Source organism: Citrobacter sp. R56 (assembly GCF_016811995.1).
In the GTDB taxonomy this organism is placed as follows: domain Bacteria; phylum Pseudomonadota; class Gammaproteobacteria; order Enterobacterales; family Enterobacteriaceae; genus Citrobacter_D; species Citrobacter_D enshiensis.
In genome coordinates this window covers 3999288-4025674 of the sequence record NZ_CP069159.1, presented here as the reverse complement: position 1 = coordinate 4025674, position 26387 = coordinate 3999288, and the positions used below count along the sequence as shown (strand labels likewise).

Genomic DNA, 26387 nt, shown 5'->3' with positions numbered 1-26387 from the left:
TAGGTACTTCAGAGTCATTTTTAAAGTGCCTAGCCCCAACGGTTAAAACAGTTGGAAAGGTACCTATACGCTAGGTATATCACCTACCCACATCATTCTCTCCCCGCGCTTTGCTGTTATCTGGTACGGCACAACCCATAATTTTAAAGTGTCCGAGAAAGCAAAGTGCTGCGGTATCGGTTGGTTAAAGTCATCATGCGCAGGGTAGATCAGGTACATTTCACCAGCCCCATCAAGGTATTTTTGGCCGTAAGCAAACATTTGATAGAAGTCTGCTTGTGCCAGTCCATATAGTGATTTTGTTTGCTTGCTGCTATTCACCAGCTTCCATTTCGTATCCATCACCATTTTGGTTTGAACCGGTTGGCGTGATTGAATCAACAAGTCTGGGCGAAGCTTAAAGCAATCGTGAAGTCCATGCTTAACAAGGGAATAAGTGGAAACCTGTGGCTGAACTTTAAGGTGAGGAGGAAGCTCGTAGGGGAGGGTTTGTGCAACAAATGACTCAAATACCGCTTCCATTGGGAACAAGAGTGATATTGCTTTGGTATTTCCCTGCAAGGCACTCGGGCTCATTCCTCTCAGGATCAATTGCGCCCAAGCCATTGGCTCGTTGTAATGAGCCATACCACGATCCAAGCGTAAGCTGCTTATATCACTCTCAATATCCCGGCTAAGTGGAATACCGTCAAAAGCAAAGCGCAGCTCGTAAAGCCAGCGCTGATTCTCCGATGACAGCTTTAGACTAAGAAGCTTATCTAGCGCGGAGTGTAAGAGTCGATTGGCTGCACAATCAGGCATGTAGTCATCATAATCGACACAAAACTTATGACGATTCACCACGTTATGCCGCAGCTGTGCAGAAAGCATCAGCTTGCCCTTCATAAAAGGCAGATTACCTTGCTCGCTCAAATAGTCGGAGCGTAAACCTTGTTTAAGCAATTGGCTGACGCTATGCAAAAACTGATTGATAAAAATCTCAAGCAAAGGCATACGCTGAGCCTGAAGAGTGGCTTGCTGGGTCTGAATATGTCGAAACCCAGGCAGATGGCTTAGCATCGTCAGCAATGTTTCACGCGTACTCGCAACAGTGAGGTTTTTACCCACCTTGGGCAGTATCTCAAGCTGGAAATCGTGAGGTGTGGAAAGCATCCCCGCGTAGTTTTGCACCTGAAGCAATTTGAAACCTGAGCGAGAGGTGAGTTTGAGAAACTGGCTTCCTTGAATACTGGTTAGGCTAAGCTCTTCTAAATAATCAAAGACCTGTTGAGGGACTAGCTTTGCGCCAACTGACGCCGCTTTTCCACTCCCTAACAGGTCATATTCAAAAACAGAGATCACTTCACCCATGGTTTACAGCCTGTTCATCAAGGGTGGTCTGTTGTGGTTGATAAATAGCGCGGTAAGCCTGCGGAATATTCCAGATCTCTTGATCGAATGTTTCTAGCTCATAAGCTGTCGATTGCTGACCATGACGTCGTAAAGCATGATTGTTACCAAAAAGCGTATCCAGATCGTCGGTTTTCTCAATCACGAACTGTAGGTTGTCGTCTTGCTTTTGGTTGTCTGCCAGCACCAGCCTGATCTTGTTCCAGTCATCGAAAAAGTATTCCTGTAATAGCGGAACGATCTTTTTCTGGAATGCGATCTTCAGTTGTTTAAACGCAGTATCTTCATCACCGGCATCGAGTGCATTTTTTACTGGTATAAAGAACGCATGCCCTAGCGTATGTTCACGATCGTAAAGTGCTTCGATGCGGCTATTGAGTTTCTCTAACAACGATTCGAGTTCTATGCCCTTCACCTTGGCTCCACTCAGCAAAGATAAATCAGGCATCATCTCGACAAAGTCAAAGCGACGGCGCAAAGCGGTGTCCATCAGTGCTAAAGAACGGTCCGCGGTATTCATGGCTCCGATGATGTCGACATTGGCAGGAACGCTGAAGGGTTTACCGCTATAAGACAGTTGCAGACTCATTGCATTGGACATACCCGCACGCTTATCAACTTCAATGAGCGAGATGAGTTCGCCAAAAATCTTGGAGATGTTGCCGCGATTGATCTCATCAATAAAAATGGCGTAGCGGTGTGTCGGATCGGCGTTTGCACGTTGGCACAGGCGCATAAAGATACCTGGCTCAATAGGGTAAGAGATATTGCCGCTCTCGTCTGAACGAGCACGTATACCCTCAATAAACTCTTCATAACCGTAAGATTGGTGGAAAGTAACCACCGCAAATCGCTGGATGGCTTCTGCAGATTTGGGGCCTTGTTTTAACTCAGCATATAGAGAAAGCAACTCATCCACTTGCTCTAACTGGGATTCGACCAGGAACCATTCACTATCGGCAGTTTTGTCGAAGATCGCGGGTTCTCGGCGACCTTTATAAGCAACGGTAGTTGATCCCGGTATGGTGAAGGATTGCAACGTCGCCCAGACCGTTTGCGAAAAGTTGCTACTACGGCCATTCAGCAGCGCTTTACGTTGGAACCACTGGTGTTCTGTCATTTGGCGAACTTTGGCTCGTTTACCAAGATCGAGCAACACCAGCGCTATAACCTGCATCCAGTTCAACGCTTCAAGACGAGAATCGAGCCAAGCATCAAGATCGGCTGGGGCAGCTTGGGATGTGTACTCTTTCATCTTTTGCTGCAACTTGAAGGTCTTGCCAGTGCCTGGTGGGCCAAAGTAGATCACGTTAATTGGTGAATGCTGAGGGAGCATAATGTTCGTTAAACCATTGCTGGCTATTGATGTATTGCCGGGCACTTTCTCCTGTTTTTTCTCATTATTGCGTTCTTGTAATAATTCATACAGATCCCAGATAGCCATATTTACGTAATAAGGATCTGCATTGGGAGATTGTGCATGTATTGCTTGCTTCAATTTGTGGTTTTTCTGCAGCCAACTTCCATTAAGTTCCAAACCCAAGCTGAAATTCTTATTTAAGAAATCAGCCACTTTAGCAAACGCATTCTCATCCACGGCACTGGTGCAGGTCTCTGGCAAAAAAGCGGCAAAGACGCGGTTTCTCAAACTCCAATACATACGCTTAAGTAGCCCGGTTTCTTTGGCCTGCAGCAGAGCACTGCTTACATATTGGTAGTTTGCTTCATCCGGTTGTTGACGAACACGCTCGGTTAGTTCTCTAAGTAGTGGCAGACTTTGCTGATATTCTGCCAAAGATGGGACACCCTGACGAATACTTGCAATGCCGTTATCACGTTCATACCAGAGTCGTTTGACCAAATCATCCGTTTCAGACTCTGTGAATGTTGAGGTTTGCTGTAGCAGCATCGTAAATTCACGATATCGCTGATTCCACCTGGAAGGTGCATAATTTTCATCTTTGGCCAGGGTATCAATCAATTCACTGAGTGTCAGCTTGCCTGCTTCAATATTACCCACAAGATCCATCATGATGTTTCCTCTGTTCTGGTATTGCTTATTTTTATTTAGGAAGGTGTATGCTGACCTAGTCTTATCTTGCGCCAAGTTGCAGCCACACTTCTTGATCAAGATGTATGCTACAAGGCAGCATTTTCAAATGCCTGAGTTTGCTGGTGATAGCTGCCTATGAGCAAACGATCCAGCGGCAGCCTCGATAACCAACAAATTTTAAGTGATTGTAAAAGTTACTTTATCTACACATGAACGCAACCGGAAGTCCGTGTATTTGCGACATGTGCATCGTAAACAGCACTGCTGAAACAGCATTATGGCGATTGTGGGGGCGTAGGTTTCATTGGGTCTCTATGGCTGGGCTTTCTCTCTATAAATAATCATTAAGAGGATATTGAAAACAAGTCTTATGGAATTATTATTTGCGGGATTCGTAAATACGGTAATATAACCATTCTTCCAGATCGCTTTTTAACCAACGGGAAGCTCTGCCCAGTTTGATGGGCTTAGGGAATGCCCCATCCTGTATCAGCTTATAAAACCATTTATCGCTCAGGCCAGTAAGCCGGGTAATGAATTTCATATCAATGAATTGATCTTCAAGTAGTGCAGGCTTTGTATACATGATGATGCGTTCCGGTTAAGGATGAATAACCGGAGCCGTTAGTAAACTGATGGTTACTGCCAGCTCCTCCACATCAATGGCTTCTGTTGTAAAAAAACTTCGGCTCAATGTTTACCTACCGCTATTCCTTCCTAGGCCTGCCTCTACGGCTTCGTGGTGGTATAGCATTCATACCTGCAATAACACCCCGGGACTTCTGCTCAGACTTAGCTAAGTAACTGATTACGTAACGTAGTTCATCTACTGCCTGCTTATTGCGGTGATCCACTATCATTCCGGAATTCGCAACGAAATGCTTTTTCTTGGAACACAGATGAAAGATACCTTCATCGTCAGTCAATCTGCGCCATTCTTCACCTATCGCCCGCGAGGTCGGATAGAATTTCCGATGCTTCTGCCCATCAAGATAAAGCATGGCATGTACATGCAACCCCTTACGCTGTCTGTATTCAATTACCCAGTAGTACCCAATAACCATCTTTCGGCCAATTACCACGTCCATCAGGTGCTGTATCTCACCCTCCATCTCATCCATGAGATTACGCTGCGAGCGTTCACTTCCTTGTTTCCAGCCAAAATCCATACGAAAAGCCAGTAAGCGGGAATAACGCTCAAACATTTCATCCAGGTGGTGGTTTATATCTTCAAGAAGTAAACGATTCATAGGGTAATTAGGGTTGGCATTGTAGGGGGCTTTCATGATCTATCCTCAAACTAAACGGGGTTCAATAGATAGATGTGTGATGTATTTTTTAATACAGGGATGAGTATTGATTACAGGAGGGGGATGGTTAACTCCGGGTGATAATACTAATTAACCTTAATTCAGTAAGAACAGATGGTTTTAGGGATTCTATCGCTGGTTAGCATGGCGGCCTTACACAGGAAGAAATGTGTGCGAGAAATCTGAAGTATTGCAGTGCGATCTGGCGCTTTACTGGCCTCTGTGATAGGTTATTATGCATAATCAACAAAATGCATAACAGTTATGATAAAGAGAATAACATTTAACACCGATGATAATTTAACAATTGATTCAATCGACAGGTATGCCGAATCCAATGGCACGTCACGTTCGAAAGTAATATGTGAGTTATTGCGAACCACTGCACCTATTCTTGATTTTGTGACATATCAAAATAGAATTACTCAGGAGGTTGAAAGCAGGCTTTTTAGCATGTTTTATCATGAGGTTCGTCACTTCGAAACGCAGCAGCATAAAGATGATTCCACGCTTAAATATATTCACTCCCTGTCCAGTAAGCTTATTTTTGATGTTGGAACTCCACCTATAACGCAATTTTCTCTTCCAGCTTATGGAGCATGGGATTCTAAAAGGAATGAAATTAATGGGGTGTTGGAAGAGTGCATTCAAATGCACGTGAGAGAAGATGATGAGATAACTAAGTACGTTTATTTGTGCATAAAAAAAGATCCTGTTGAAAGGTTTGATTTTGATTTGATTCAGGTGGCTGTCCCACTTTTTATTCTTGACAAATATTTGTTTGATATCCAATCAATCTGCTATGTTCGCGCTATCGATTTTTGCAATATTGGAATTAGTGAATACATGCAGAGAAATAAGAAGTATCTGCATACAGCGTATCTTTCATGGGTTCCTGTTGCGGCCTTTCGGGATGGGTTTATTTTTGTTGCAGCTTTGCACATCGATAAAGCTTTGCCTAATCAACTATACCCTCCTAAGGTCACCATAAACTACCCTTACGAGTACTGGAAGTATTTAGGGTGATTCAATAGAAAATCATCGTTCAAACTATATTCAGATATATATCATTTTCATGAACATACCAGCATAACGGCAAAACTTCACGGTTCTGCCGTTTTTAGTTTTATTTATTGCAGGAGTTGTCATGAATAATCAGCAAGGTTTGCAGCCATTAAACCATTCGCTTTCCGGCGTGCCGCAATGGGTGTCTGAACGTATATTGCAGCAGATAAATCAGTTAACCCACTACGAGCCAGTGATCGGCATTATGGGTAAAACCGGGGCGGGAAAGAGTAGCCTGTGCAATGCTCTGTTTGTCGGCGAAGTATCGCCGGTCAGCGATGTCGTGGCCTGCACTCGTGAACCTTTGCAATTTCGTCTGCAAGTCGGTGAGCGCTTTATGACCATAGTGGATCTGCCCGGCGTGGGGGAGAATGGTGCACGTGATAACGAATATGCTGCGCTGTACCGCAAACAACTTCCCCGGCTCGACCTGGTGCTGTGGCTGATTAAAGCTGATGACCGGGCACTGGCGGTGGATGAGCATTTTTACCGTCAGGTGATTGGTGAAGCATACCGGCATAAGGTGCTGTTTGTTATCAGCCAGTCAGACAAAGCTGAACCCACCAGCAGTGGAAATACCCTTTCCACAGGGCAGAAACAAAATATCAGCCGCAAAATCTGCCTGCTGCATGAGCTGTTCCAGCCCGTGCATCCGGTGTGTGCCGTGTCGGTCCGTCTGCAGTGGGGACTACGGGTGATGGCAGAACGCATGATCCGTTGTCTGCCACGTGAGGCCAGCAGCCCAGTGGTGTCGCAACTGCAGCATCCCTTTCGCACGATGGTAGTCCGGGAGCAGGCTCGTAGCGATTTTGGTGAAACCGTAGGTGCCGTACTCGATAGCATCAGTGACTTTCCCCTGATACCAGCCCCGGTGCGGGCCGTCATTCAGGCCGTGCGCACCACCGTTGTGTCCGTGGCCCGTGCCGTCTGGGATTTCTTCTTCTGAGAGTTTAATTCCAACCTATTACTCCCTGAGCCCTGTCGCCTGTGCGACGGGGTTTTCTTTTATTGTTTTTCCCGTTATGAGGAGTCTGCTTATGACCCGTCTGGCTTCGCGCTTTGGCGCAGCAAACCTTATTCGTCGTGATCGTCCGTTAACCCGTGAAGAGCTGTTTCGTGTGGTGCCCAGCGTATTCAGCGAGGACAAACACGAATCCCGCAGTGAACGCTATACCTATATTCCGACCATCTCCCTGCTGGACAGCCTGCAGCGCGAAGGCTTTCAGCCATTCTTTGCCTGTCAGACCCGGGTACGTGACCCGGGTCGTCGGGAACACACAAAGCACATGTTGCGCCTGCGCCGGGAGGGACAGATTACTGGTAAACAGGTCACAGAAATCATTCTGCTCAACTCGCATGACGGCACAAGTTCGTATCAGATGCTGCCGGGATTATTTCGTACGGTTTGTCAGAACGGCCTTGTCTGCGGTGAGTCGTTTGGCGAGGTGCGGGTGCCACACAAAGGAGATGTGGTGAGTCAGGTGATTGAGGGAGCGTATGAAGTACTGGGGATTTTTGACCGGGTGGAGGAGAAGCGGGATGCGATGCAATCGCTGCTGTTACCACCGCCTGCTCAGCAGGCACTAGCAAAAGCCGCCCTCACGTATCGCTTTGGTGAAGACCACCAGCCTGTCAGTGAATCGCAGATCCTCTCCCCGCGCCGCTGGCAGGATGAGAGCAATGACTTGTGGACCACCTATCAGCGTGTACAGGAAAACCTGATTAAGGGTGGACTCAGTGGGCGTAATGCTAAAGGCGGGCGGACGCATACCCGTGCCGTGCATGGCATTGACGGGGATGTGAAGCTCAACCGGGCGCTGTGGGTGATGGCGGAAACACTGCTTACACAACTGCAGTAGTCATTACCTTTGTTGCCATGTTGTTAATATCGGACACCACCTGTCCGCGTTACGACATGCCAGTAGGTCTCACTCTCCCTGGTATGGCCTGCAACCCCTGCTATATCTGACTTTCGCAGAAATGAAAAATAGTTTCTGCAGTGTCCATACCCTGTCCGCCCATCTCTTTAAAGTAATCACATCATTTTCAGTCAGTTAACTTAGACGGAGAACCTCTCATGACCCAGGCAGAACGCCGCCATGACCGGCTGGCTGTCAGGCTGTCACTGATCATCAGTCGCCTGGTGGCGGGGGAAACACTGAGCGTGCGCAAACTGGCCGTTGAGTTTGGCGTGTCGGTGCGCACGCTGCGGCGGGATTTTCGTGAGCGGCTGATGTATCTGGACCTGGAATATCAGTCCGGCTACTGCCGCTTACGCACTGCTGGCAGTGAGACGCAGATGGTGCCTGACGTGCTTATCTTTGCCCACCGGAGCGGGCTGGCAGGTCTTTTCCCTGGACTTGACCGCCGTCTGGTGAACGCACTGCTAATGTGTGACGAGTCTCCCTGTTTGATAGCCCCCGCAAACCCGGTCTCTTCACCATCAGGGGCCTTGTCTTTCTGGCGGCTGATTCAGGCCATTACCGGGCGCAGGCGGGTGACGCTGCTTACCGACGGTCGGCGCTGTGAACGACTGGCACCTTGCCGCCTACTCATCCACCAGCAGGCCTGGTATCTGGTTGCTGAACATGGCGGACATATCGCCGTATTCACTCTGGATGAAATCCATCTGGTTCAGCCCCTGCAGGAATCTTTTCGGCGTAACGACAGTCTGTGTCGCCTGGTCGAGGACCCGGTCTTCATTCAGGCCTTACCCCATTTTCGTTTTATCCAGCAGTCACTGCTTGCGTTTGTTCCGGCTGACAGTTCACCGGAATAGCACAGGCGTTGTTATCAACCCGGCAACAGGGAGGTACCCGATGCCCGTTATTGCCATTATCGCCATTGTTGTCATCGTCATCATTCTGAACAAAACCGGGGTGTCCGACAGCCTCATCGCCCTGACGCTTGCCACCGTTGCCGCTCTGCTGACGGGCGGTGGTGCAGCCGGTGCAGCCAGTGTTGCACTGACGCCGTTCGTCGGTGTGCCGGTGGGTATTTTGGTGGGGATTTATGTTTTCGCAAAAGTGGTTCGTCTGATTTCAGGAAAGAAAAAATGAAACGTAAAACACTATCTCTGCTGACGGTACTTACCGCCAGTCTGTTTCTGGCCGCCTGCGATGACCGGAGTGATGACCTGAAGGCCATCAGCAACTTCAAGGACCTCACACCTCCACGCTTCAGTGAAGTGGTCAGCCGTCAGGATGATGTCAGGGAAGAGTGGTCGCAGATTACTCTCTCTGGCCCCACTCTGCAGGTCTTACGTACCCGCCAGTCACCCGATGGTTGCGAGGGTGGTAATTACTACTATCTGGTGGATATGGAGGAAAAAACTGTTCAGCCGCTGATGAATGCGTTGTGCATAGCCGACAACATCACGCTGCAATATCACGAAGAGACCGATCCACACACCCAGGAGCGATTCCTTGAATATTCCCATGACGGCAAGCTGATGGGACGGCTGCTGATACCATCAAACCCAGATAACCGGGAATAAAGAAAATGTTAAAGGAGACAGAAATGAATATCCGTTCACTCACCCGGCTTGTGCTGGCAGGCGCACTGCTCGCCAGCTTTAATGCCTCTGCAGTTCCCGGGCTGTGGCAGCAGGGTTACGGCCAGGGCAATGCGGAATACAGCGTGGCCGATGCCAGCGGGATACTGTTCACCATCAACTGTACGGGAAATCCGGACCAGAATGGTATCAACCAGCATTCTGTTTTTCTGACACTGACGGATAACAGAATGGTCAGTTCGCACGATGACGGCACCACTTTCACGGTGGTCATGAATCACCAGCAGTACGTTATACCGTCCAGCCTGGGCTGGCGTAACGGTGATAATGCCTGGTATGACTTCATCAGCGATATCCGCAAGGCCCGGCAGTTCGAAGTCTACGTCAATGGCCGCAAAGCGGGCACTTTCAGCGCTGACCCGACGAACGCCGCGAAGGTCCTGCCCACTCCCGGAGACTGCGGTAACGACTGATAGTTGTATTTTCTTCCGAAAACTAACCCCGACAACTTCCTGGCTGCCGGGGTTTTCTTTTATCAGGAGCCAGAAATGCCCCAGCCTGTGTTACTGCCACCGGGGACTTTCACCCGGACGCAGACGGAAGCCGTCACTGCAGCGTACCGCAATATCACCATTGAAGATGACCAGCGCAGCCATTTTCGCCTGGTTGTTCGTGGCCCCGAAGGCCGGATGGTCTGGCGGGCATGGAATTTTGAACCTGATGCCGGTGCCGGGCTTAACCTGTATATCCGGCAACACGGTATTCTGAAGGAGCCATCAGCACACTAATTTCACACGTACTTAATCCGGCATCACACTTCACACCACATCATTTATTCGCCATCACGCCAGCCTGAGTCGCTGGCGTTTTCATTCCCGGAGAGCACCATGACACAACACACCCTCACCCCGGCTAACGAGCCACAGTTAATTATCACCGCCACTCCAGTACCCGATGAACAACGCATCGGCTTCTGGCCGCAACACTTCGGCACCATTCCGCAGTGGATAACGCTGGAACCCCGCATCTTCGCCTGGATGGACCGCTTCTGTGAGGATTACGGCGGCGGTATCTGGAGTTTTTACACGCTGAGCAACGGTGGATCCTTTATGGCACCGGAGGCCAGCAGCGGCAGTGAAGAAAAATGGATACTGTTCAACAACATGAACGGTAACGATGCAGAAATGGGCACTGAAGCTGCTGGTAATGCGGTCTGTCTCATTGGGTACAGTCATCATGCCTGTCGTACCGAATGCGACACCATGACTGAGCATTATTACCGTTTGCGCGACTACGCACTCCGCCACCCGGAATGTCACGCGATTATGCGTATCATTGATTAGGAATTGCTGCCTATGATGAACACCACATTTTTACCCGCTCCGTCACAACCCGATATGTTCCCTTCCTTAATTCATTCTCACCCACCATCTGTCCTGTCCCCGTATGCACAGCGAACGCTGCGGAGCGCGCTGAGCATCCTGGAACGCCAGCTACGTGAACCCGGTGTGGCCTTCACCTCCAGCAGTGCAGTCCGGGACTGGCTGCGCCTGCAGCTGGCAAGGGAAGAGCGCGAAGTGTTCATGGCTCTGTTCCTCGACAATCAGAACCGCCTCATTACTCACGAAACACTTTTCACCGGTACTATCAACCACACAGAGGTGCATCCCCGTGAGGTGGTGAAGGCAGCGCTGAAATATAACGCTGCTGCCGTCATCCTTGCCCACAATCATCCGTCAGGGCATGCCGAACCCAGTGATGCCGACCGCCAGGTTACGGCGCGCCTTAAAACCGCACTCGCCCTTGTTGATGTCCGCCTTCCGGACCACCTGGTCATCGGAGGGATGGGTATCGTCTCCTTTGCCGAACGCGGCTGGCTTTAGGAAGAGGGAATGAAAATTATCAGTAAACGCCAGGCGATGGCGATATACCGCCAGTATCCACATTCCCGGTTGTTTCGCTTCTGTACCGGAAAATACAAGTGGTCCGGCAGCGTCTGCCATTACGCCGGTCGTGAGGTGCAGGAAATCCGCGGGGTGCTGGCGGTCTTTGCTGAACGCCGTCAGGACCGCCATGGCCCGTATGTGGTCCTGCGGAGCGTCACCCTCAATTAACCTTATTTAAGGAACATTACCTTGTCGCAAACAACACCAGCTACACCCGCCGTAAATCATGACGTCACAGAGCCCTGGTGGGGGCTGAAGTGCAATATCACCCCGTGCTTTGGCGCGCGTCTGGTGCAGGAAGGCAACAGTCTGCACTACCTGGTTGACCGCGGCAGTATCATCGGTACATTCAGTAATGCGGATTTACGCCACCTCGACCAGGCCTTCCCGCTGCTGCTGAAACAGCTAGAGCTAATGCTGACCAGCGGGGAAATTCATCCACGCCACCCGCACTGCGTCACACTGCATGCGAAAGGATTAACCTGCGATGCGGACACACTGGGGAGTTGCGGTTATCTGTATATTGCGATTTATCCCACCCCGGTCACAACAGCTTAAAGCACGTTAACCTTTTCCCTGCGTATTACCCCCTTTTCTTCATCCACAAAGAGATAATTAACATGCAAACCTTACCTGTTTCACCAGAACGGGCGGCTCGCGCCTGCCCGTCACCAGTCGAAGTCTGGCAGATGTTACTGGCCCATTTGTTGGCGCAGCACTATGGCCTGGCACTGAATGACACCCCCTTTGCCGACAACCGCATCATTCAGGCACACATTGACGCTGGTATATCGCTGTGCGATGCCGTCAATTTTATCGTTGAAAAATACGAACTGGTGCGCACCGACCGTCCGGGATTCAGTATCACGGAACAGTCACCTCTCGTTACCCGCATCGATATTCTCCACGCCAGAAAGACTACCGGCTTGTTGACTCGCAACCATTACAAAATGGTGACTGATATCACTGGGGGAAACAAACCACAGGAGCCCAAACGATGAAAATTAGTCTGAATGCTAACGCTGGCAGTATCAGTGTTCTGGGGGCTCAATATGGAAATAGCCGTAGACGTTGGTGGGGGGGGGGGGAACTGGCTGAGCTGATTGATACCGTAAATACTAACGACTGAACCCTTCACATTGCTGATGAACCCGGGCATGTTTATGTCGTTTCGCCGTTGTTCCCCCAACGGTAATATTAAGGGGGATCCAGTGCAATACTGTACATATCACCAAAGAGGATATCGGGGATGTTAGTTACGCCCCGTTGAAACTAGTCTTTTGCCGCTGTTTCTTACTAGCAAAAACGGCTTAAAGCTGGGAATATACCACTTGGCTTAACTCATTGATTTTTAATGGTTGTAAACTAAAATTTATTGAGTATATAAGTGAGTATATAAAACGATTTTTTGTGTTTTTATATTTATATTATTCAGATGGTTATGTTGAAATTGCGAGTCCGGCCTTCGCCCCATGCGCATTTAATTAGTTGTTGGTGAGAAATAGAATGCAGAATGCGCTCAAACCAGGGAGCTTCTCCCGCTCCGCCTTTACGCAGGAGTAACCCACAGCCGTAGCTGGCGCAGGTCCAGCACTCGGTGACACAGGAGGCTTCAGCAGTCTCTTTTGCGTTCACATACTGATCGCAGGCATTGTTTGCCAGGAAGCATTTCAGTATGCGGATACCGGGTTCTTCAGCAAATGGATTATCACTCCATCAGGACCAGTGATATGTCGGATCGATTGCCACCCACAAGGCAGTTGTAAAAGCGTCTTAAGTGATTGAAGGAGAGCGGCAGCATGATTTTCGAAACCGCGCAGATTACTTAACAAGCTATATAACCTTCTGAAGGATGAAGAGGAGATCGAAACCATTACGCGTGGCGGCTTTACGTGGCGAATTCGGGCATCCCTTCTTTCAGACCCTCGCCGGAGCGAGGGTTTTGCGTTTCGGTGGTTCGATTCTTAAGCCTCGTCTTCATTATGTAATATTTCGCGCAGAATGCGGCTCGATTCCAGTACCGGCAGATCCTCAGTTAATAACGACGAGCGCGACGGCAACTTGTTAAACAGACGCTCGGTTTGCGAGGCGAGATAGGTCACCAGAGGGTGCGCGTTATGGTCGCCTGAAATCAGCTGCACGCTGTATTGCGTGATCGTATCTTTTCTCCAGGCTCCCGAGCAGTAGTTGGTCACGCCCGTGTACCTGAAGTCTTCAGTAAAAAAGCGAAACATGCGGATTATCTTGAGAGTGTCACGCTGGTCTGCGCGCTTATCCGCTATCCGGAATAGCACGGTATTCTCTTCAATATCATATTGATAACGAAGGCGATGCTGCTTAAACAACAAGATAAGCAGTAAGCGATTTATCCTGCTGAACTGTTCCGTCACCCCGACAAGGTTGCTTATCATCGCATCGGACTGCTTTTTCATTTTCCTGTGGCGATGCGCTGCGCTTTTGCCGGGGCGGAGCTGCGGTTTTTCTATTCCTTGCTGCAACTGAGCGTTAATTACGTCATGCTCGATAACGTAATGAATATGCTTAATCGCAGGCTCCAGCGCCTCAATGGAAAACATCTCGGTATAACCGTCACCAGCATCAATGCCTGTCTGATATTTGGCTAACATAAAATGCAGCATTTTTTCCAGTTTATAAACCTCAGACTGCGGCAAGGCAATCCGGTACGAGTGCTCATAATCCACTTCGCCCCAGGAGCGTCTTAGCGACTGAATACGGTTATAGATGTTGTTGGCTTTACCCACTTTCATCATCTTCCTGGCCGGGAAAAGCAATAAATAGAGAAGGGAGGGGGTGTCCATAAAACGTCTGTGGTTGCGGTAACGGAAAAGGCAATGATAAAAGATTTTCACCTGTCAGGTGTAGCGCAGCGGTCACAATGCTGTGCGGTTCCACTGGCGAAAGCTAGCAGGATTAAGTTTGTTTAATGCCGACTGCTACACCCGAACACAGTTTGTCGCATAATCATCTTTATCAAGGACACCATAACCTGTACGGCAGGTCAGGAAGTATCTCTCACCGTGATAATCGCTGTCGCAGCCAGAACAGCGGCAGTCAGTCTTGCGAACTACCTGCAGTTCATCCGGTACGTAGCGGTGTGATCTCCCACCTGAAAACAGTGCCAGTCTAAACTGAAATATCCGAACTTTCTTTCCGCTCACAACGAAACGCATTGCCATGAAATAATACTATACCCAGGAACCGATTGTTTTTCGGGGATAAGGCATTTTCTGCATCAGGTGGCTGATACGGTCTGGCGAAAAGGATCTAAAAAAACGCTCACTTCCGGTGCGGCGCTGGAAAAAAGCGACACAATGTCCTGCACCGCTTTTCCGTGATGATCTTTGCGCCAGGCGAGACTCAGTGGAGAAGGGGGCCGCATCATCGGGATCTGGCGGCTGACCAGTGCGCCTTTTTCGATAAGTGGCAGGCATAAGTATTCAGGCAAAAAACCGACCCCGACGCCTGCGAGATGCGCTGCCAGTTTCGTCTCAATATCTGGTACGACAATTTCTTTCTGCCCAGGTAAACGCCAGGCCACGCGTTTGGTCAACCTTCTGGCGCTGTCTTCAATATTGACCGCCGGGTAGCGGCGAAGCTGTGCTTCTGTCAGTGAGTCGGCGTGCTGTGCCAGTGGATGATGTGGAGCCATGACGAACAACCAGGAAATATCTCCCAGCTGTGCAAGGGAGATAGTGTCTGATAGCGTTTCCGTTCCTGTCGCGCCGATGGCCAGCGAAAAATCGTCATAGAGCAGAGAATCCCATACACCCATGTAGATATGCCGGGAAAAATAAAATTGTGTAAATGGGTAGCGTTGCGACAGCCAGGCCAACAGGCTGGATACAGCTTGTGGGTTGTACAATAAATTATTGACGACGATATTGACCTGCCGCTCGACGCCATTGTTTATCTGCTGAAGTTCGCCAGGCATGCTGTCCACCCACCCCAACCATTCTCTGGCCTGCGCCAGTAAGTGCTCTCCGGCGGGTGTCAGTGAGACGCTACGCGTCGTGCGGTTTAATAAAGAAACTCCCGTGTTGTCTTCCAGCAATTTGATGCGATAGCTGATGGTTGCCGTGGTTTTATACATCTTTTCTGCGGCCCTGGAAAAGCTGCCAGTTTCGGCAATACAGACAAATGTACGTAGGGTTTCAGGGTCCAGCATGATGGGCGCCTCAATGAAATATCGAACAATTTTCCCTTTATTTTTAAGTATTTTTTCACAATATCATTTTAATTAATGTGGTCTTTGTCTGGTTTTGGAAAAATATTCCAACTTTGTGTTGATGTTCATTTTTGTAGGTTCTAAATTAGCCGATATGGACACCACAGACCCTTTTTTAGGTGGCGGTGTAAAGGATTTTGCTTAAAGGATACTGTCATGAAACTTGAAGTATTACCGTTAACGTGTGAGGCGTTCTTGCCTTATGGCGACGTAATTGAAACGCAAGGGCGCGATTTTTTTCATATTAATGAAGGCAAAGTGAAGCGTTTTCACGATCTGGCTAACGTCGAGATCCTGCAGCAGGATCGTACGTTAATCAGCATTAACCTGGCGCAACCGGCGGCGCTACCCATTGTTGTCACTGAACTGGAGCGCCATCCATTGGGAACGCAGGCGTTTATTCCGATGAACGGCGAAGCCTTTGTGGTGGTCGTTGCACTGGGAGAAGACTCACCTGACTTAAACACGCTGCGTGCTTTTATTACTGATGGTAAGCAGGGGGTTAACTACCACCGCAGTATCTGGCACCACCCGCTGTTTGCATGGCAGACCGAAACCAGCTTTTTAACGGTAGATCGCGGAGGGTTGGACAATTGCGATGTGATGAGTATTCCAGCCAGCGAGTTAGCCTTTGAGTGATGTAGCACGTGACGCTACCGATTATCTTGCTTAATATGTTCGCGTTTTCAAACTATTAACGTTCATGTTAGAGCCGGGGATGATTGGAGTATGACAGAGGTCAAACGCCGTGGCAGGCCTGGGCAAGCAGAGCCCGCCGCGCAGAAAGGTGCTCAGGCGCTGGAGCGAGGGATCGCCATCTTGCAGTATCTGGAAAAAAGCGGGGGGAGTTCGTCGGTAAGCGATATATCCATCAATCTGGATTTGCCGTTATCGTCAACCTTTCGATTGCTAAAGGTGTTGGAAGGGGCGGAGTTTGTTTATCAGGACAGCCAGTTAGGTTGGTGGCATATCGGGCTTGGTGCGTTCAATGTCGGCACTGCCTACATCCACAACCGGGATGTGTTGTCCATCGCGGGACCCTTTATGCGCCGACTGACGCTGATGTCTGGCGAAACCGTGAATGTCGCTATTCGCAATGGCAGTGAAGCGGTGCTGATTGGTCAGCAAGAGTGCAAAGCTATGGTCAGGATGTGTGCCCCGCTGGGGAGCCGGATGCCGCTTCATGCTTCCGGGGCCGGGAAAGCGCTGTTGTACCCCTTACTGCCGGAAGAGCTGGTTAATGTGCTTCTGACCACCGGGATGCAGCGCTTTACACCCAAGACGATTGTTGATTTGCCGGCGTTGCAGCGAGATCTGGAAGAAGCGAAACATCGGGAATATTGCCTTGATCATGAAGAGCATGTCACCGGGTTGAACTGCATTGCTTCCGCTATTTACGATGATACCGGTACTGTGGTTGCTGCGATTTCCATTTCAGGTCCGGCATCACGCTTGACGCCAGACCGGTTCGACAGCCAGGGGGAGTTGGTGCGCGATTGCGCGAGGGATATTAGTATCGCCCTTGGACTCAAAGTCTGATCATTCGTATTACGAAATAGCCCGCTCACCGGAGCGGGACTTTTTTCACAAATTTTAATATTGGAAAAATTTTCCAAAATCATGAGGTAGGAAGAAAATGGCAAAAATGCGAGCCGTGGATGCGGCAATGTATATTCTGGAAAAAGAAGGCATCACCACGGCATTCGGCGTACCCGGTGCAGCCATCAACCCGTTTTATTCTGCAATGCGCAAGCATGGCGGCATCCGCCACATTCTGGCCCGTCACGTTGAAGGGGCTTCGCACATGGCGGAAGGCTACACCCGCGCCGTTGCTGGTAATATCGGCGTGTGCCTGGGTACTTCCGGGCCTGCCGGAACGGACATGATCACCGGTCTGTACTCTGCCTCAGCCGATTCTATTCCTATTTTATGTATTACCGGTCAGGCACCGCGTGCACGACTGCATAAAGAAGATTTCCAGGCCGTAGACATTGAATCTATCGCCAAGCCAGTGACCAAAATGGCCGTAACGGTTCGCGAAGCGGCGCTGGTTCCGGGTGTGTTGCAAAAAGCATTTCATCTGATGCGCTCCGGCAGACCAGGCCCGGTGCTTGTCGATCTGCCTTTTGATGTTCAGGTAGCGGAAATTGAATTTGACCCGGAACTGTATGCTCCGTTACCAGCATATAAACCGACCGCTACACAAGCGCAGGTAGAGAAAGCGCTGGAGATGCTGATTCAGGCCGAGAGCCCGGTCATCGTCGCAGGCGGTGGCGTTATCAATGCGGATGCGGCGGCATTGCTGCAACAATTCGCGGAAATCACCCAGGTGCCAGTGATCCCGACCCTGATGGGATGGGGTTGTATCGCCGATGATCATGAGCTGATGGCCGGGATGGCTGGATTGCAGACTGCCCATCGTTACGGTAACGCGACCCTGCTGGCTTCTGATTTGGTGTTCGGCATTGGTAACCGCTTCGCTAACCGCCATACCGGTTCAGTAGAGAAATATACTGACGGTCGTAAGATCATTCATATCGACATTGAACCGACGCAGATTGGCCGCGTACTGTGCCCGGATCTGGGAATCGTGTCTGATGCAAAAGAAGCGTTGTTGTTACTGATTGAAACGGCTAAGCAGATGCAAAAAGAAGGGCGCCTGCCATGCCGCGAGCGTTGGGTGGCGGAATGCCAGCATCGCAAAGGGACGCTGCTGCGTAAAACTCACTTCGATAACGTCCCCGTCAAACCACAACGCGTGTATGAAGAGATGAACAAAGCGTTTGGCCGCGATGTTTGTTACGTCACGACGATCGGGTTGTCACAAATCGCTGCCGCGCAGATGCTGCACATTTTTAAAGATCGCCACTGGATCAACTGTGGCCAGGCTGGGCCGCTTGGCTGGACTCTCCCGGCAGCGCTGGGGGTTTGCACTGCGGATCCGCAGCGTAATGTGGTGGCTATTTCGGGTGACTACGACTTCCAGTTCATGATCGAAGAACTAGCTGTCGGCGCGCAGTTCAACATTCCTTACATCCATGTCCTGGTCAATAACGCCTATCTTGGTCTGATTCGTCAGTCTCAGCGCGCGTTTGATATGGATTACTGCGTACAACTGGCTTTTGAAAACATTAACTCCAGTGAAGTGAACGGCTATGGCGTGGATCACGTGAAAGTGGCTGAAGGCCTGGGTTGCAAAGCGATCAGGGTCACCACACCGCAGGAGATTGCTCCCGCGCTTGAACAAGCTAAAGTCCTGATGAATCAATACCGTGTGCCAGTCGTCGTAGAAGTGATCCTTGAGCGCGTGACCAACATCTCGATGGGAAGCGAACTGGATAACGTGACGGAGTTTGAAGAAGTGACTGACAGCGCACTCGATGCGCCAACTGAAACCTGTTTCATGAAATATGAATAAGTGAGGTCAACGATGTTGCGCTTTTCTGCCAATATTTCCATGCTTTTTCAAGAGTACGATTTTTTAGAACGATTTGAAAAAGTCGCTGCCAGTGGATTTCACGGTGTTGAATTCATGTTTCCTTATGACTACGACATCGATGTATTGAAGCAAAAGCTCACGGAAAATAAGCTTGAAATTGTTCTGAATAATTTACCGGCCGGAGACTGGGTGGCAGGTGAACGTGGTATCGCCTGTATTCCTGGGCGTGAAGAGGAATTTCGCGAAGGCGTTATGGCGGCCATACGTTATGCCAAAGTATTAGGTACGCCTAAAATTAACTGTCTGGTCGGGAAAACGCCACAGGGGATTTGTGAAGAAGAGGTTCGTCGCACGCTGGTGAATAATTTGCGCTTTGCGGCCATGGCCCTGGCGAAAGAAAATATTCTGCTGCTGATTGAACCGATTAATACCTATGATATCCCCGGTTTTTATTTGACGGGAACGCAAAAAGCGCTTGCGCTTATTGCTGAGGTTGGCAGCGATAACCTGAAAATTCAATATGATATTTATCATATGCAACGAATGGAAGGTGAATTAACTCAAACCATGCAAACCTATGCTAATAGCATCGGACATTTGCAAATTGCAGATAATCCACATCGTGGTGAACCGGGTACCGGGGAAATTAATTACGAGTATATTTTTAACCGTATTGCGGAATCAAATTATGACGGTTGGGTGGGGTGTGAATATAAACCGCAGACTACCACTGAAGCCGGTTTAACATGGTTTGAACGTTATCGTTAATACGTAATCCATTATTGGGCAGTATTTATTATTCCGCAATGGGGAAGGGATAACTATTGCCCAAATCTGTAAATGTATAAATTTAAGAGGTTGATGATGAAACTGGGATTTATTGGTCTGGGTATTATGGGAACGCCGATGGCCGTTCGTCTCGCCAGCGCCGGACATGATTTACACGTTACGACAATTGGACCGGTTGCCGACACCCTGCTTGCACTGGGTGCCAAACATGTCGAAACCGCAAAACAGGTTACTGAACATTCTGACATTATCTTCATTATGGTTCCTGACACGCCACACGTGGAAGAGGTGCTGTTCGGTGCCAATGGATGTGCCAGTGTGAGTCTGCAGGGCAAAACAATTGTCGACATGAGTTCTATTTCGCCAATTGAAACCAAACGTTTTGCCAAACAGGTCCAGGAAGCAGGCGGTGACTATCTCGATGCGCCGGTATCCGGTGGGGAAATCGGTGCACGTGAAGGTACGCTCTCTATTATGGTTGGTGGTGAAGAGGCGGTCTTTGAACGTGTAAAACCGTTATTTGACATTATGGGTAAAAATATCACCCTGGTGGGTGGTAATGGCGACGGTCAGACCTGCAAAGTGGCGAATCAGATTATTGTCGCCCTGAATATCGAAGCCGTTTCAGAAGCACTGGTCTTTGCTTCAAAAGCGGGGGCTGATCCTGCCCGCGTGCGTCAGGCATTAATGGGTGGATTTGCTGCCTCACGTATTCTGGAAGTTCATGGCGAACGCATGTTAAAGCGCACGTTTAATCCGGGCTTTAAGATTGCATTGCATCAGAAAGATTTAAACCTTGCGCTTCAGAGCGCCAAAGCGCTGCAACTGAATTTGCCGAATACGGCGACCTGTCAGGAACTCTTTAATACCTGTGCAGCGAATGGCGGCAGCGAAATGGATCACTCAGCCCTTGTTCAGGCGCTGGAATTAATGGCCAATCATAAACTTTCTTAATGGAAAATCGCTGCTCTAAATGCAGCGATTTTAGTAATGCGTAGATATTGTAATAAGCAGGCGAGATTATGAGTCAGAATAATAAAGCGGCGGATAATTACTGGAAGAAGATCATCGTCGTCATGAGTCTGGGGTGGGTGGCAATATGGATCTATCGAACAATTTTGACTCCGGTTTATCCTGAAATACAGGCGTCACTGGGAAATATCAGTAATTCAGAAGTCGGTGCGATCGCCAGTTTTTATTTTCTTGCCTACTGCGGTATGCAAATTCCATGCGGAATACTGGTGGATAAAGTGGGGCAGAAAATCATACTGATGTGTGGTTTTTCGGTCTTCATACTGGGCACGTTATGTATCGCTAACGCTAATACATTGAAGTTGATTTATATCGGTTCAATGTTGGCCGGAGCGGGATGCGCCTCCTTTTTCAGTTCTGCCTATTCGCTGTCGTCGGCCAATGTTCCACAAGAACGGCGCGCGCTGGCTAACGCCATCATTAACAGTGGGGCGGCGATCGGCATGGGCATCGGTTTGATAGGCTCCAGTTATCTGGTCAAAAGCCTGCATATGCCGTGGCATAACCTGCTGTACATTGTGGCTGCGATTCTGGTGGTTATGCTGTGTGTTTTCATGATGGTTATCCGTCGCAAAGTGAATACCAGCGTGGCGGCAGATAATGTGTCTGCTCAAGCGGAAACCGTGACAAAGGAGGAAACCCCTGGGTCATTGTATTCCCCGCTGTTATGCAGCGTGTACTTTCTCTATTTCTGTACCTGTTATGGCTACTATCTGATCGCGACATGGTTGCCGTCATTTCTGCAGACTGAGCGCGGATTTGATGGAAGCACCATTGGCCTGGCTTCGGCGATGGTAGCCGTCGCGGGCGTACCTGGTGCGCTGTTCTTTAGCCACCTGGCAGATAAGTTTCACCAAAGTAAGGTGAAAGTGATATTGGCGTTGGAAGTCCTGGCGGCTGTCATGCTGGTCGCCACCGTGTTGTCTCCTACCGCGACGACGCTGATGGTGAGTCTGGTGTTGTACGGATTACTGGGAAAAATGGCGGTTGACCCAATTCTGATTTCTTTTGTATCAGAACAGGCATCGGCAAAAAATATGGGGCGCGCCTTCAGTCTGTTTAATTTTTTTGGGATGAGTTCCGCCATCATCGCACCGATGCTGACGGGGTTTATTTCTGACCTGACAGGCTCGAAAGAACTGAGCTTTATGATTTCTGCTGGTCTGGTCACCACAGGTACACTTTTATTTGCAGTAGCCACACTCTATAAAAGGAAGCCGGTAGTCAGTTGTTCATTTTCGCAGTCATAATTATAAATTTATTAATTGTTATTATTATTTGATTTGTTCCGCTTAGCTAAACCTGTAAACGTAATCTGATGCGTAAATAGAGGGTATTATGGAACAACGTAGAAAGTTATACCAGGACAGAGGTTATAGTGACGACTTACTGCCTAAAGGCGAGTCTCAACGTAACTGGAAAGCATTTAATTATTTTACCCTATGGATGGGCTCCGTACATAATGTGCCAAATTATGTAATGGTGGGTGGATTTTTCATTCTTGGGTTATCAACGCTCAGTATTATGATGGCCATTATTTTTAGTGCGTTCTTCATTGCGTTGGTTATGGTATTAAATGGTGCCGCCGGAAGTAAATATGGCGTTCCGTTCGCCATGATATTACGTGCTTCTTATGGTGTCCGCGGTGCATTATTACCGGGCATTCTGAGAGGCGGTATCGCTGCCATTATGTGGTTTGGTTTGCAATGCTACGCCGGATCGTTAGCATTTTTAATCTTACTCGGGAAAATATGGCCGGAGTTCCTGAACCTGGGAGGCGATTTCAAATTGCTGGGCCTGTCATTGCCGGGACTGATTGCCTTTCTGATTTTCTGGCTGGTTAACGTCGGCATTGGTTTTGGCGGTGGTAAGGTGTTAAATAAGTTTACTGCCATCCTCAACCCGTGTATTTACATCGTGTTTGGCGGCATGGCAATTTGGGCTATCTCGCTGGTGGGTATTGGTCCAATTCTCGACTACTTGCCTCAGGGTGTCGAAAAATCACAGAACAGCGGTTTTCTGTTACTGGTGGTGATCAACTCGGTGGTGGCGGTGTGGGCAGCCCCTGCGGTGAGTGCTTCAGACTTTACCCAGAATGCACGTTCGTTTAAAGATCAGATGCTAGGGCAGACGCTGGGATTTATCGTCGCTTATGTTCTGTTCGCGATTGCCGGGGTATCGATTATTGCTGGCGCCAGTATCCACTATGGCGTTGATACCTGGAATGTTCTGGATATTGTGCAAAAATGGGATAGCCTCTTTGCTTCCTTCTTTGCGGTACTGGTTATTTTGATGACCACTATTTCAACGAATGCGACGGGGAATATTATTCCGGCAGGCTACCAGATTGCGGCAATTGCGCCGACGAAACTTACGTATAAAAATGGCGTGTTGATTGCCAGTATTATCAGTCTGTTAATTTGCCCATGGAAATTAATGGAAAATCAGGACAGTATTTATCTCTTCCTCGATATTATTGGTGGTATGTTGGGGCCAGTGATTGGCGTGATGATGGCGCATTATTTCGTAGTGATGCGTGGTCAAATTAATCTTGACGAGCTTTATACTGCGCAGGGTGATTATAAGTATTTCGATAATGGATTTAATCTTACGGCTTTCTCGGTAACGTTGGTGGCAGTAGTTATCTCTTTGGGCGGGAAATTTATTCCCATGCTGGAGCCGATTTCTCGCGTGTCATGGTTTGTTGGCGTTATCGTTGCCTTCGGTGCTTATGCTTTATTAAAAAAAGCGCCTAAGGTAGCAGTACAGCAATACAACAATGCAACTAAATAACATCATAAATTAAATAAGTTTTAACCATGGCGTGTAAGGCTATGGAAGAGAACATTAAACATCTGTATATCTATAAGGAACATCATATGTCATTTGATTTAATTATTAAGAACGGCACTGTCATTTTAGAAAATGAAGCCAGAATTATTGATATTGCTGTGAAAGACGGAAAAATCGCGGCCATCGGTGAAAACCTGGGCGAAGCAGCGCAGGTTATGGACGCCACCGGACTGGTCGTTTCACCGGGTATGGTTGACGCCCACACTCACATTTCTGAACCGGGCCGTACCCACTGGGAAGGTTATGAAACCGGCACTCGTGCAGCAGCTAAGGGCGGCATCACGACGATGATCGAAATGCCGCTGAACCAGTTGCCAGCGACCGTTGATCGCGAAACCATTGAACTCAAATTCGATGCGGCTAAGGGCAAACTCACTATCGATGCAGCACAACTGGGCGGTCTGGTCTCTTATAACCTGGATCGTCTGCACGAGCTAGATGAAGTCGGCGTGGTTGGGTTTAAGTGCTTCGTTGCCACCTGTGGCGATCGTGCGGTTGATAATGATTTCCGCGACGTTAACGACTTTCAGTTCTTCAAAGGGGCGCAAAAACTGGGCGAGTTGAAGCAACCGGTTTTAGTCCACTGTGAAAATGCGCTGATTTGTGACGAACTCGGTGCTGAAGCGAAGCGCGAAGGCCGCGTAAGCGCTCACGATTATGTGGCGTCCCGTCCGGTATTTACCGAAGTTGAAGCCATTCGTCGCGTGCTGTATCTGGCGAAAGTCGCCGGTTGCCGTCTGCACGTTTGCCATATCAGCAGCCCGGAAGGCGTTGCGGAAGTCACCCGCGCCCGTCAGGAAGGCCAGGACGTAACCTGTGAATCCTGCCCGCACTATTTCGTACTGGATACCGATCAGTTTGAAGAAATCGGCACCCTGGCGAAGTGCTCGCCACCGATCCGCGATGCTGAAAACCAGAAAGGCATGTGGGACAAACTGCTGGGCGGTGAAATCGACTGTCTGGTTTCGGACCACTCACCGTGCCCTCCGGAAATGAAAGCAGGCAACATCATGCAGGCATGGGGCGGCATCGCCGGTTTGCAGAGCTGCATGGATGTGATGTTTGACGAAGCGGTACAAAAACGGGGTATGCCATTAACCCAGTTTGCGCGTCTGATGGCGACCAACGCGGCAGATATTTTTGGTCTGCAGCATAAGGGCCGTATCGCGCCGGGCAAAGACGCCGATCTGGTCTTTATCCAGCCGAACAGCAGCTATGTGCTGACGGCAGAAGATCTGGAATATCGCCATAAAGTTAGCCCGTACGTTGGCCGTACAATTGGAGCGCGTATTGCGAAAACGCTGCTGCGCGGCGATGTGATTTATGACATCGAGCAAGGCTTCCCGATTGCACCGAAAGGCCAGTTTATTCTCAAACACCAGCAGTAATTCACGCCCAGCGCCCGTTGTTTGACGGGCGCTTCTTCAGGAGCATCGGATGGCTGTATTTCCGGTTAATCGACGTAATACCCTGGCTGGTTTTCAGTGGTTTTTCTTTATCTTCTGCAATACCGTCGTGGTCCCGCCTACACTTCAGTCTGCGTTTCAACTTCCGGCCAGCGCCCTGATTACCCTGACGCAATACGGATTTCTTTCAACAGGACTGGCGTGTCTTGCTCAGGCGCTGTGTGGACACCGTCGGGCGATTATGGAGGGCCCGACCGGACTGTGGTGGAGCACAATTTTGACGGTCACGGTGGGGGAAGCCGCACGCGGTACCGGGATAGACAGCATCGCCACCAGTCTGGCCGTCGGTATTTTTTTGTCATCGTTGCTAACCATCCTCATTGGCGTAAGCGGAGCAGGACATCGTCTGGCGAGGCTCTTCAGTCCCACGGTGATGGTCTTTTTTATGCTGTTACTGGGTGCGCAACTCACCTCTATCTTTTTTAAGGGCATGCTTGGGCTACCGTTCGGTGCGACGCAGCCACAGAGCACCCTACAACTGGTCCCGTTTGGCTTGTCGCTGCTGGTTATGTTTTTCATCCTGTGGATGATTATTTTTCTGCCTGACAAAATTGCCCGCTATGCCTTGTTGATTGGCGCGCTGGTCGGGTGGGGTGGGTGGTATCTGTTATTTCAAACGCCACCTGCGTCGGTGGCATCAGGGCATATCCACTGGCAGTGGTTTCCACTGGGCAGCCATGGCGCCCTACGACCAGGGATTATTCTGACCGCGATGCTGGCTGGTTTGGTCAATATTACCAATACCTATGGCGCGCTGCGTGGGACGGACGTCTTCTACCCAGAACAAAAAAATGGACGTTCGCGTTATCGTCGCAGCTTTGTAGTTTCAGGATTAATGACCTTACTCACCCTCCCGTTGAGTGTGGTGCCGTTTTCTCCCTTTGTCTCCTCCATTGGACTATTGACGCAAACCGGGGAACGTTCGCGCCTGCCCTTTATTCTGGGATGCCTTTGTTGTCTGATCGTTGGCCTATTTACGCCGCTAACCCATTTCTTCACCACCTTGCCGTTACCGATCAGCAGCGCCGTGATGCTGGTTTCTTACTTGCCGTTGCTCTATTCCAGTTTGTCTTTCAGCAAACAAATCACCTTCACTGCCAGGAATATCTACCGTCTGGCGCTGCCGTTATTTGTGGGACTTTTTTTGATGGGCTTACCGCCGGTGTATCTACAGGAACTGCCGTTGGCCCTGCGTCCTCTGCTCAGTAACGGATTGTTGGTCGGCATTTTGTTAGCGCTGGTCATGGAAAATCTCATTCCCTGGGATCGAATTAAATAATTGCTC

At 49.3% G+C, this 26387-nt stretch carries 30 protein-coding genes; 23 read left to right on the top strand and 7 right to left on the bottom strand.

What is annotated here, in order from left to right; all coding sequences use genetic code 11:
• Positions 1-63: 63 nt before the first annotated feature.
• The 4 genes from JM656_RS19005 to JM656_RS18990 form a co-directional block, all read right to left on the bottom strand.
• On the bottom strand, positions 64-1350 hold the full coding sequence (locus JM656_RS19005) for an McrC family protein (RefSeq protein ID WP_203359107.1): 1287 nt from the start codon (positions 1348-1350) through the stop codon (positions 64-66).
• The gene (locus tag JM656_RS19000) at positions 1343-3418 is read right to left on the bottom strand and encodes an McrB family protein (RefSeq protein ID WP_203361331.1); all 2076 of its coding nucleotides are present in this window, start codon (positions 3416-3418) and stop codon (positions 1343-1345) included. Before JM656_RS19000 ends, JM656_RS19005 begins: the two co-directional genes overlap by 8 nt.
• Before the next feature lie 403 nt (positions 3419-3821).
• Positions 3822-4028 (bottom strand): AlpA family transcriptional regulator, encoded by a 207-nt coding sequence (locus JM656_RS18995; RefSeq protein ID WP_203359106.1) that lies wholly within the window; start codon positions 4026-4028, stop codon positions 3822-3824.
• Between the two features lie 121 nt (positions 4029-4149).
• Positions 4150-4728, bottom strand: a complete 579-nt coding sequence (locus tag JM656_RS18990) for an inovirus-type Gp2 protein (protein WP_203359105.1) — start codon at positions 4726-4728, stop codon at positions 4150-4152.
• A 288-nt stretch (positions 4729-5016) separates the two neighbouring features.
• Between JM656_RS18990 and JM656_RS18985 the strand changes: the two genes are divergently transcribed.
• The 14 genes from JM656_RS18985 (at position 5017) to JM656_RS22450 (ending at position 12406) form a co-directional block, all read left to right on the top strand.
• Positions 5017-5778 carry a hypothetical protein gene (locus JM656_RS18985; RefSeq protein WP_203359104.1) on the top strand — a complete coding sequence of 254 codons (762 nt, stop codon included), beginning with the start codon at positions 5017-5019 and terminating at the stop codon, positions 5776-5778.
• Between the two features lie 121 nt (positions 5779-5899).
• A complete protein-coding gene (locus tag JM656_RS18980; RefSeq protein ID WP_203359103.1) occupies positions 5900-6763 on the top strand; it encodes a GTPase family protein in 864 nt (287 codons plus the stop codon).
• A 91-nt stretch (positions 6764-6854) separates the two neighbouring features.
• Entirely contained in the window at positions 6855-7676 is an 822-nt protein-coding gene (locus JM656_RS18975; protein ID WP_203359102.1) for a DUF932 domain-containing protein, read from the top strand.
• Positions 7677-7894: 218 nt separating this feature from the next.
• A complete protein-coding gene (locus JM656_RS18970) occupies positions 7895-8596 on the top strand; it encodes a WYL domain-containing protein (RefSeq protein ID WP_203359101.1) in 702 nt (233 codons plus the stop codon).
• Positions 8597-8636: 40 nt separating this feature from the next.
• Entirely contained in the window at positions 8637-8876 is a 240-nt protein-coding gene (ypjK, locus tag JM656_RS18965) for a protein YpjK (RefSeq protein ID WP_203359100.1), read from the top strand.
• Positions 8873-9313 (top strand): YfjS/YafY family lipoprotein, encoded by a 441-nt coding sequence (locus tag JM656_RS18960; RefSeq protein ID WP_203359099.1) that lies wholly within the window; start codon positions 8873-8875, stop codon positions 9311-9313. The genes ypjK and JM656_RS18960 overlap by 4 nt, the downstream gene beginning before the upstream one ends.
• 23 nt (positions 9314-9336) lie before the next feature.
• A complete protein-coding gene (locus JM656_RS18955; protein WP_203359098.1) occupies positions 9337-9804 on the top strand; it encodes a hypothetical protein in 468 nt (155 codons plus the stop codon).
• A gap of 75 nt (positions 9805-9879) precedes the next feature.
• A complete protein-coding gene (locus JM656_RS18950; RefSeq protein WP_203359097.1) occupies positions 9880-10119 on the top strand; it encodes a DUF905 domain-containing protein in 240 nt (79 codons plus the stop codon).
• A gap of 99 nt (positions 10120-10218) precedes the next feature.
• A complete protein-coding gene (locus tag JM656_RS18945) occupies positions 10219-10674 on the top strand; it encodes an antirestriction protein (RefSeq protein ID WP_203359096.1) in 456 nt (151 codons plus the stop codon).
• 15 nt (positions 10675-10689) lie between these two features.
• On the top strand, positions 10690-11214 hold the full coding sequence (gene radC / locus JM656_RS18940) for a DNA repair protein RadC (protein ID WP_203361330.1): 525 nt from the start codon (positions 10690-10692) through the stop codon (positions 11212-11214).
• Between the two features lie 9 nt (positions 11215-11223).
• Positions 11224-11445 carry a DUF987 family protein gene (locus tag JM656_RS18935; RefSeq protein ID WP_203359095.1) on the top strand — a complete coding sequence of 74 codons (222 nt, stop codon included), beginning with the start codon at positions 11224-11226 and terminating at the stop codon, positions 11443-11445.
• A gap of 21 nt (positions 11446-11466) precedes the next feature.
• Positions 11467-11835 (top strand): type IV toxin-antitoxin system YeeU family antitoxin, encoded by a 369-nt coding sequence (locus JM656_RS18930; protein WP_203359094.1) that lies wholly within the window; start codon positions 11467-11469, stop codon positions 11833-11835.
• 62 nt (positions 11836-11897) lie between these two features.
• Positions 11898-12278: a TA system toxin CbtA family protein gene (locus tag JM656_RS18925; RefSeq protein WP_203359093.1), complete on the top strand. Its 381-nt coding sequence runs from the start codon at positions 11898-11900 to the stop codon at positions 12276-12278.
• Positions 12275-12406 (top strand): hypothetical protein, encoded by a 132-nt coding sequence (locus tag JM656_RS22450; RefSeq protein WP_255565706.1) that lies wholly within the window; start codon positions 12275-12277, stop codon positions 12404-12406. Before JM656_RS18925 ends, JM656_RS22450 begins: the two co-directional genes overlap by 4 nt.
• Before the next feature lie 302 nt (positions 12407-12708).
• Here the strand turns inward: JM656_RS22450 and JM656_RS18920 are convergent, their stop codons facing one another.
• From JM656_RS18920 to allS, 3 genes are all read right to left on the bottom strand, one after another.
• Positions 12709-12912 (bottom strand): zinc-ribbon domain-containing protein, encoded by a 204-nt coding sequence (locus JM656_RS18920; protein WP_238929170.1) that lies wholly within the window; start codon positions 12910-12912, stop codon positions 12709-12711.
• A 329-nt stretch (positions 12913-13241) separates the two neighbouring features.
• A complete protein-coding gene (locus JM656_RS18915; protein ID WP_203359092.1) occupies positions 13242-14096 on the bottom strand; it encodes a GIY-YIG nuclease family protein in 855 nt (284 codons plus the stop codon).
• A gap of 434 nt (positions 14097-14530) precedes the next feature.
• On the bottom strand, positions 14531-15463 hold the full coding sequence (gene allS, locus JM656_RS18910) for an HTH-type transcriptional activator AllS (RefSeq protein ID WP_203359091.1): 933 nt from the start codon (positions 15461-15463) through the stop codon (positions 14531-14533).
• Positions 15464-15679: 216 nt separating this feature from the next.
• Between allS and allA the strand changes: the two genes are divergently transcribed.
• The 9 genes from allA (at position 15680) to JM656_RS18865 (ending at position 26381) form a co-directional block, all read left to right on the top strand.
• Positions 15680-16162, top strand: coding sequence for an ureidoglycolate lyase (gene allA, locus JM656_RS18905; RefSeq protein ID WP_203359090.1), 483 nt, complete (start codon positions 15680-15682; stop codon positions 16160-16162).
• Between the two features lie 90 nt (positions 16163-16252).
• Positions 16253-17062: an HTH-type transcriptional repressor AllR gene (allR, locus tag JM656_RS18900; RefSeq protein WP_203359089.1), complete on the top strand. Its 810-nt coding sequence runs from the start codon at positions 16253-16255 to the stop codon at positions 17060-17062.
• Between the two features lie 97 nt (positions 17063-17159).
• A complete protein-coding gene (gcl, locus tag JM656_RS18895) occupies positions 17160-18941 on the top strand; it encodes a glyoxylate carboligase (RefSeq protein WP_203359088.1) in 1782 nt (593 codons plus the stop codon).
• 12 nt (positions 18942-18953) lie between these two features.
• Positions 18954-19730 (top strand): hydroxypyruvate isomerase, encoded by a 777-nt coding sequence (hyi, locus tag JM656_RS18890; protein ID WP_203359087.1) that lies wholly within the window; start codon positions 18954-18956, stop codon positions 19728-19730.
• A gap of 96 nt (positions 19731-19826) precedes the next feature.
• Positions 19827-20705 (top strand): 2-hydroxy-3-oxopropionate reductase, encoded by an 879-nt coding sequence (gene glxR, locus JM656_RS18885; RefSeq protein WP_203361328.1) that lies wholly within the window; start codon positions 19827-19829, stop codon positions 20703-20705.
• Positions 20706-20773: 68 nt separating this feature from the next.
• Positions 20774-22033: an MFS transporter gene (locus tag JM656_RS18880; RefSeq protein ID WP_203359086.1), complete on the top strand. Its 1260-nt coding sequence runs from the start codon at positions 20774-20776 to the stop codon at positions 22031-22033.
• An 88-nt stretch (positions 22034-22121) separates the two neighbouring features.
• Positions 22122-23576, top strand: coding sequence for a putative allantoin permease (locus JM656_RS18875; protein ID WP_203359085.1), 1455 nt, complete (start codon positions 22122-22124; stop codon positions 23574-23576).
• A gap of 86 nt (positions 23577-23662) precedes the next feature.
• A complete protein-coding gene (allB, locus tag JM656_RS18870; protein ID WP_203359084.1) occupies positions 23663-25024 on the top strand; it encodes an allantoinase AllB in 1362 nt (453 codons plus the stop codon).
• 49 nt (positions 25025-25073) lie between these two features.
• Positions 25074-26381 carry a uracil/xanthine transporter gene (locus JM656_RS18865; protein WP_203359083.1) on the top strand — a complete coding sequence of 436 codons (1308 nt, stop codon included), beginning with the start codon at positions 25074-25076 and terminating at the stop codon, positions 26379-26381.
• Positions 26382-26387: the final 6 nt, after the last annotated feature.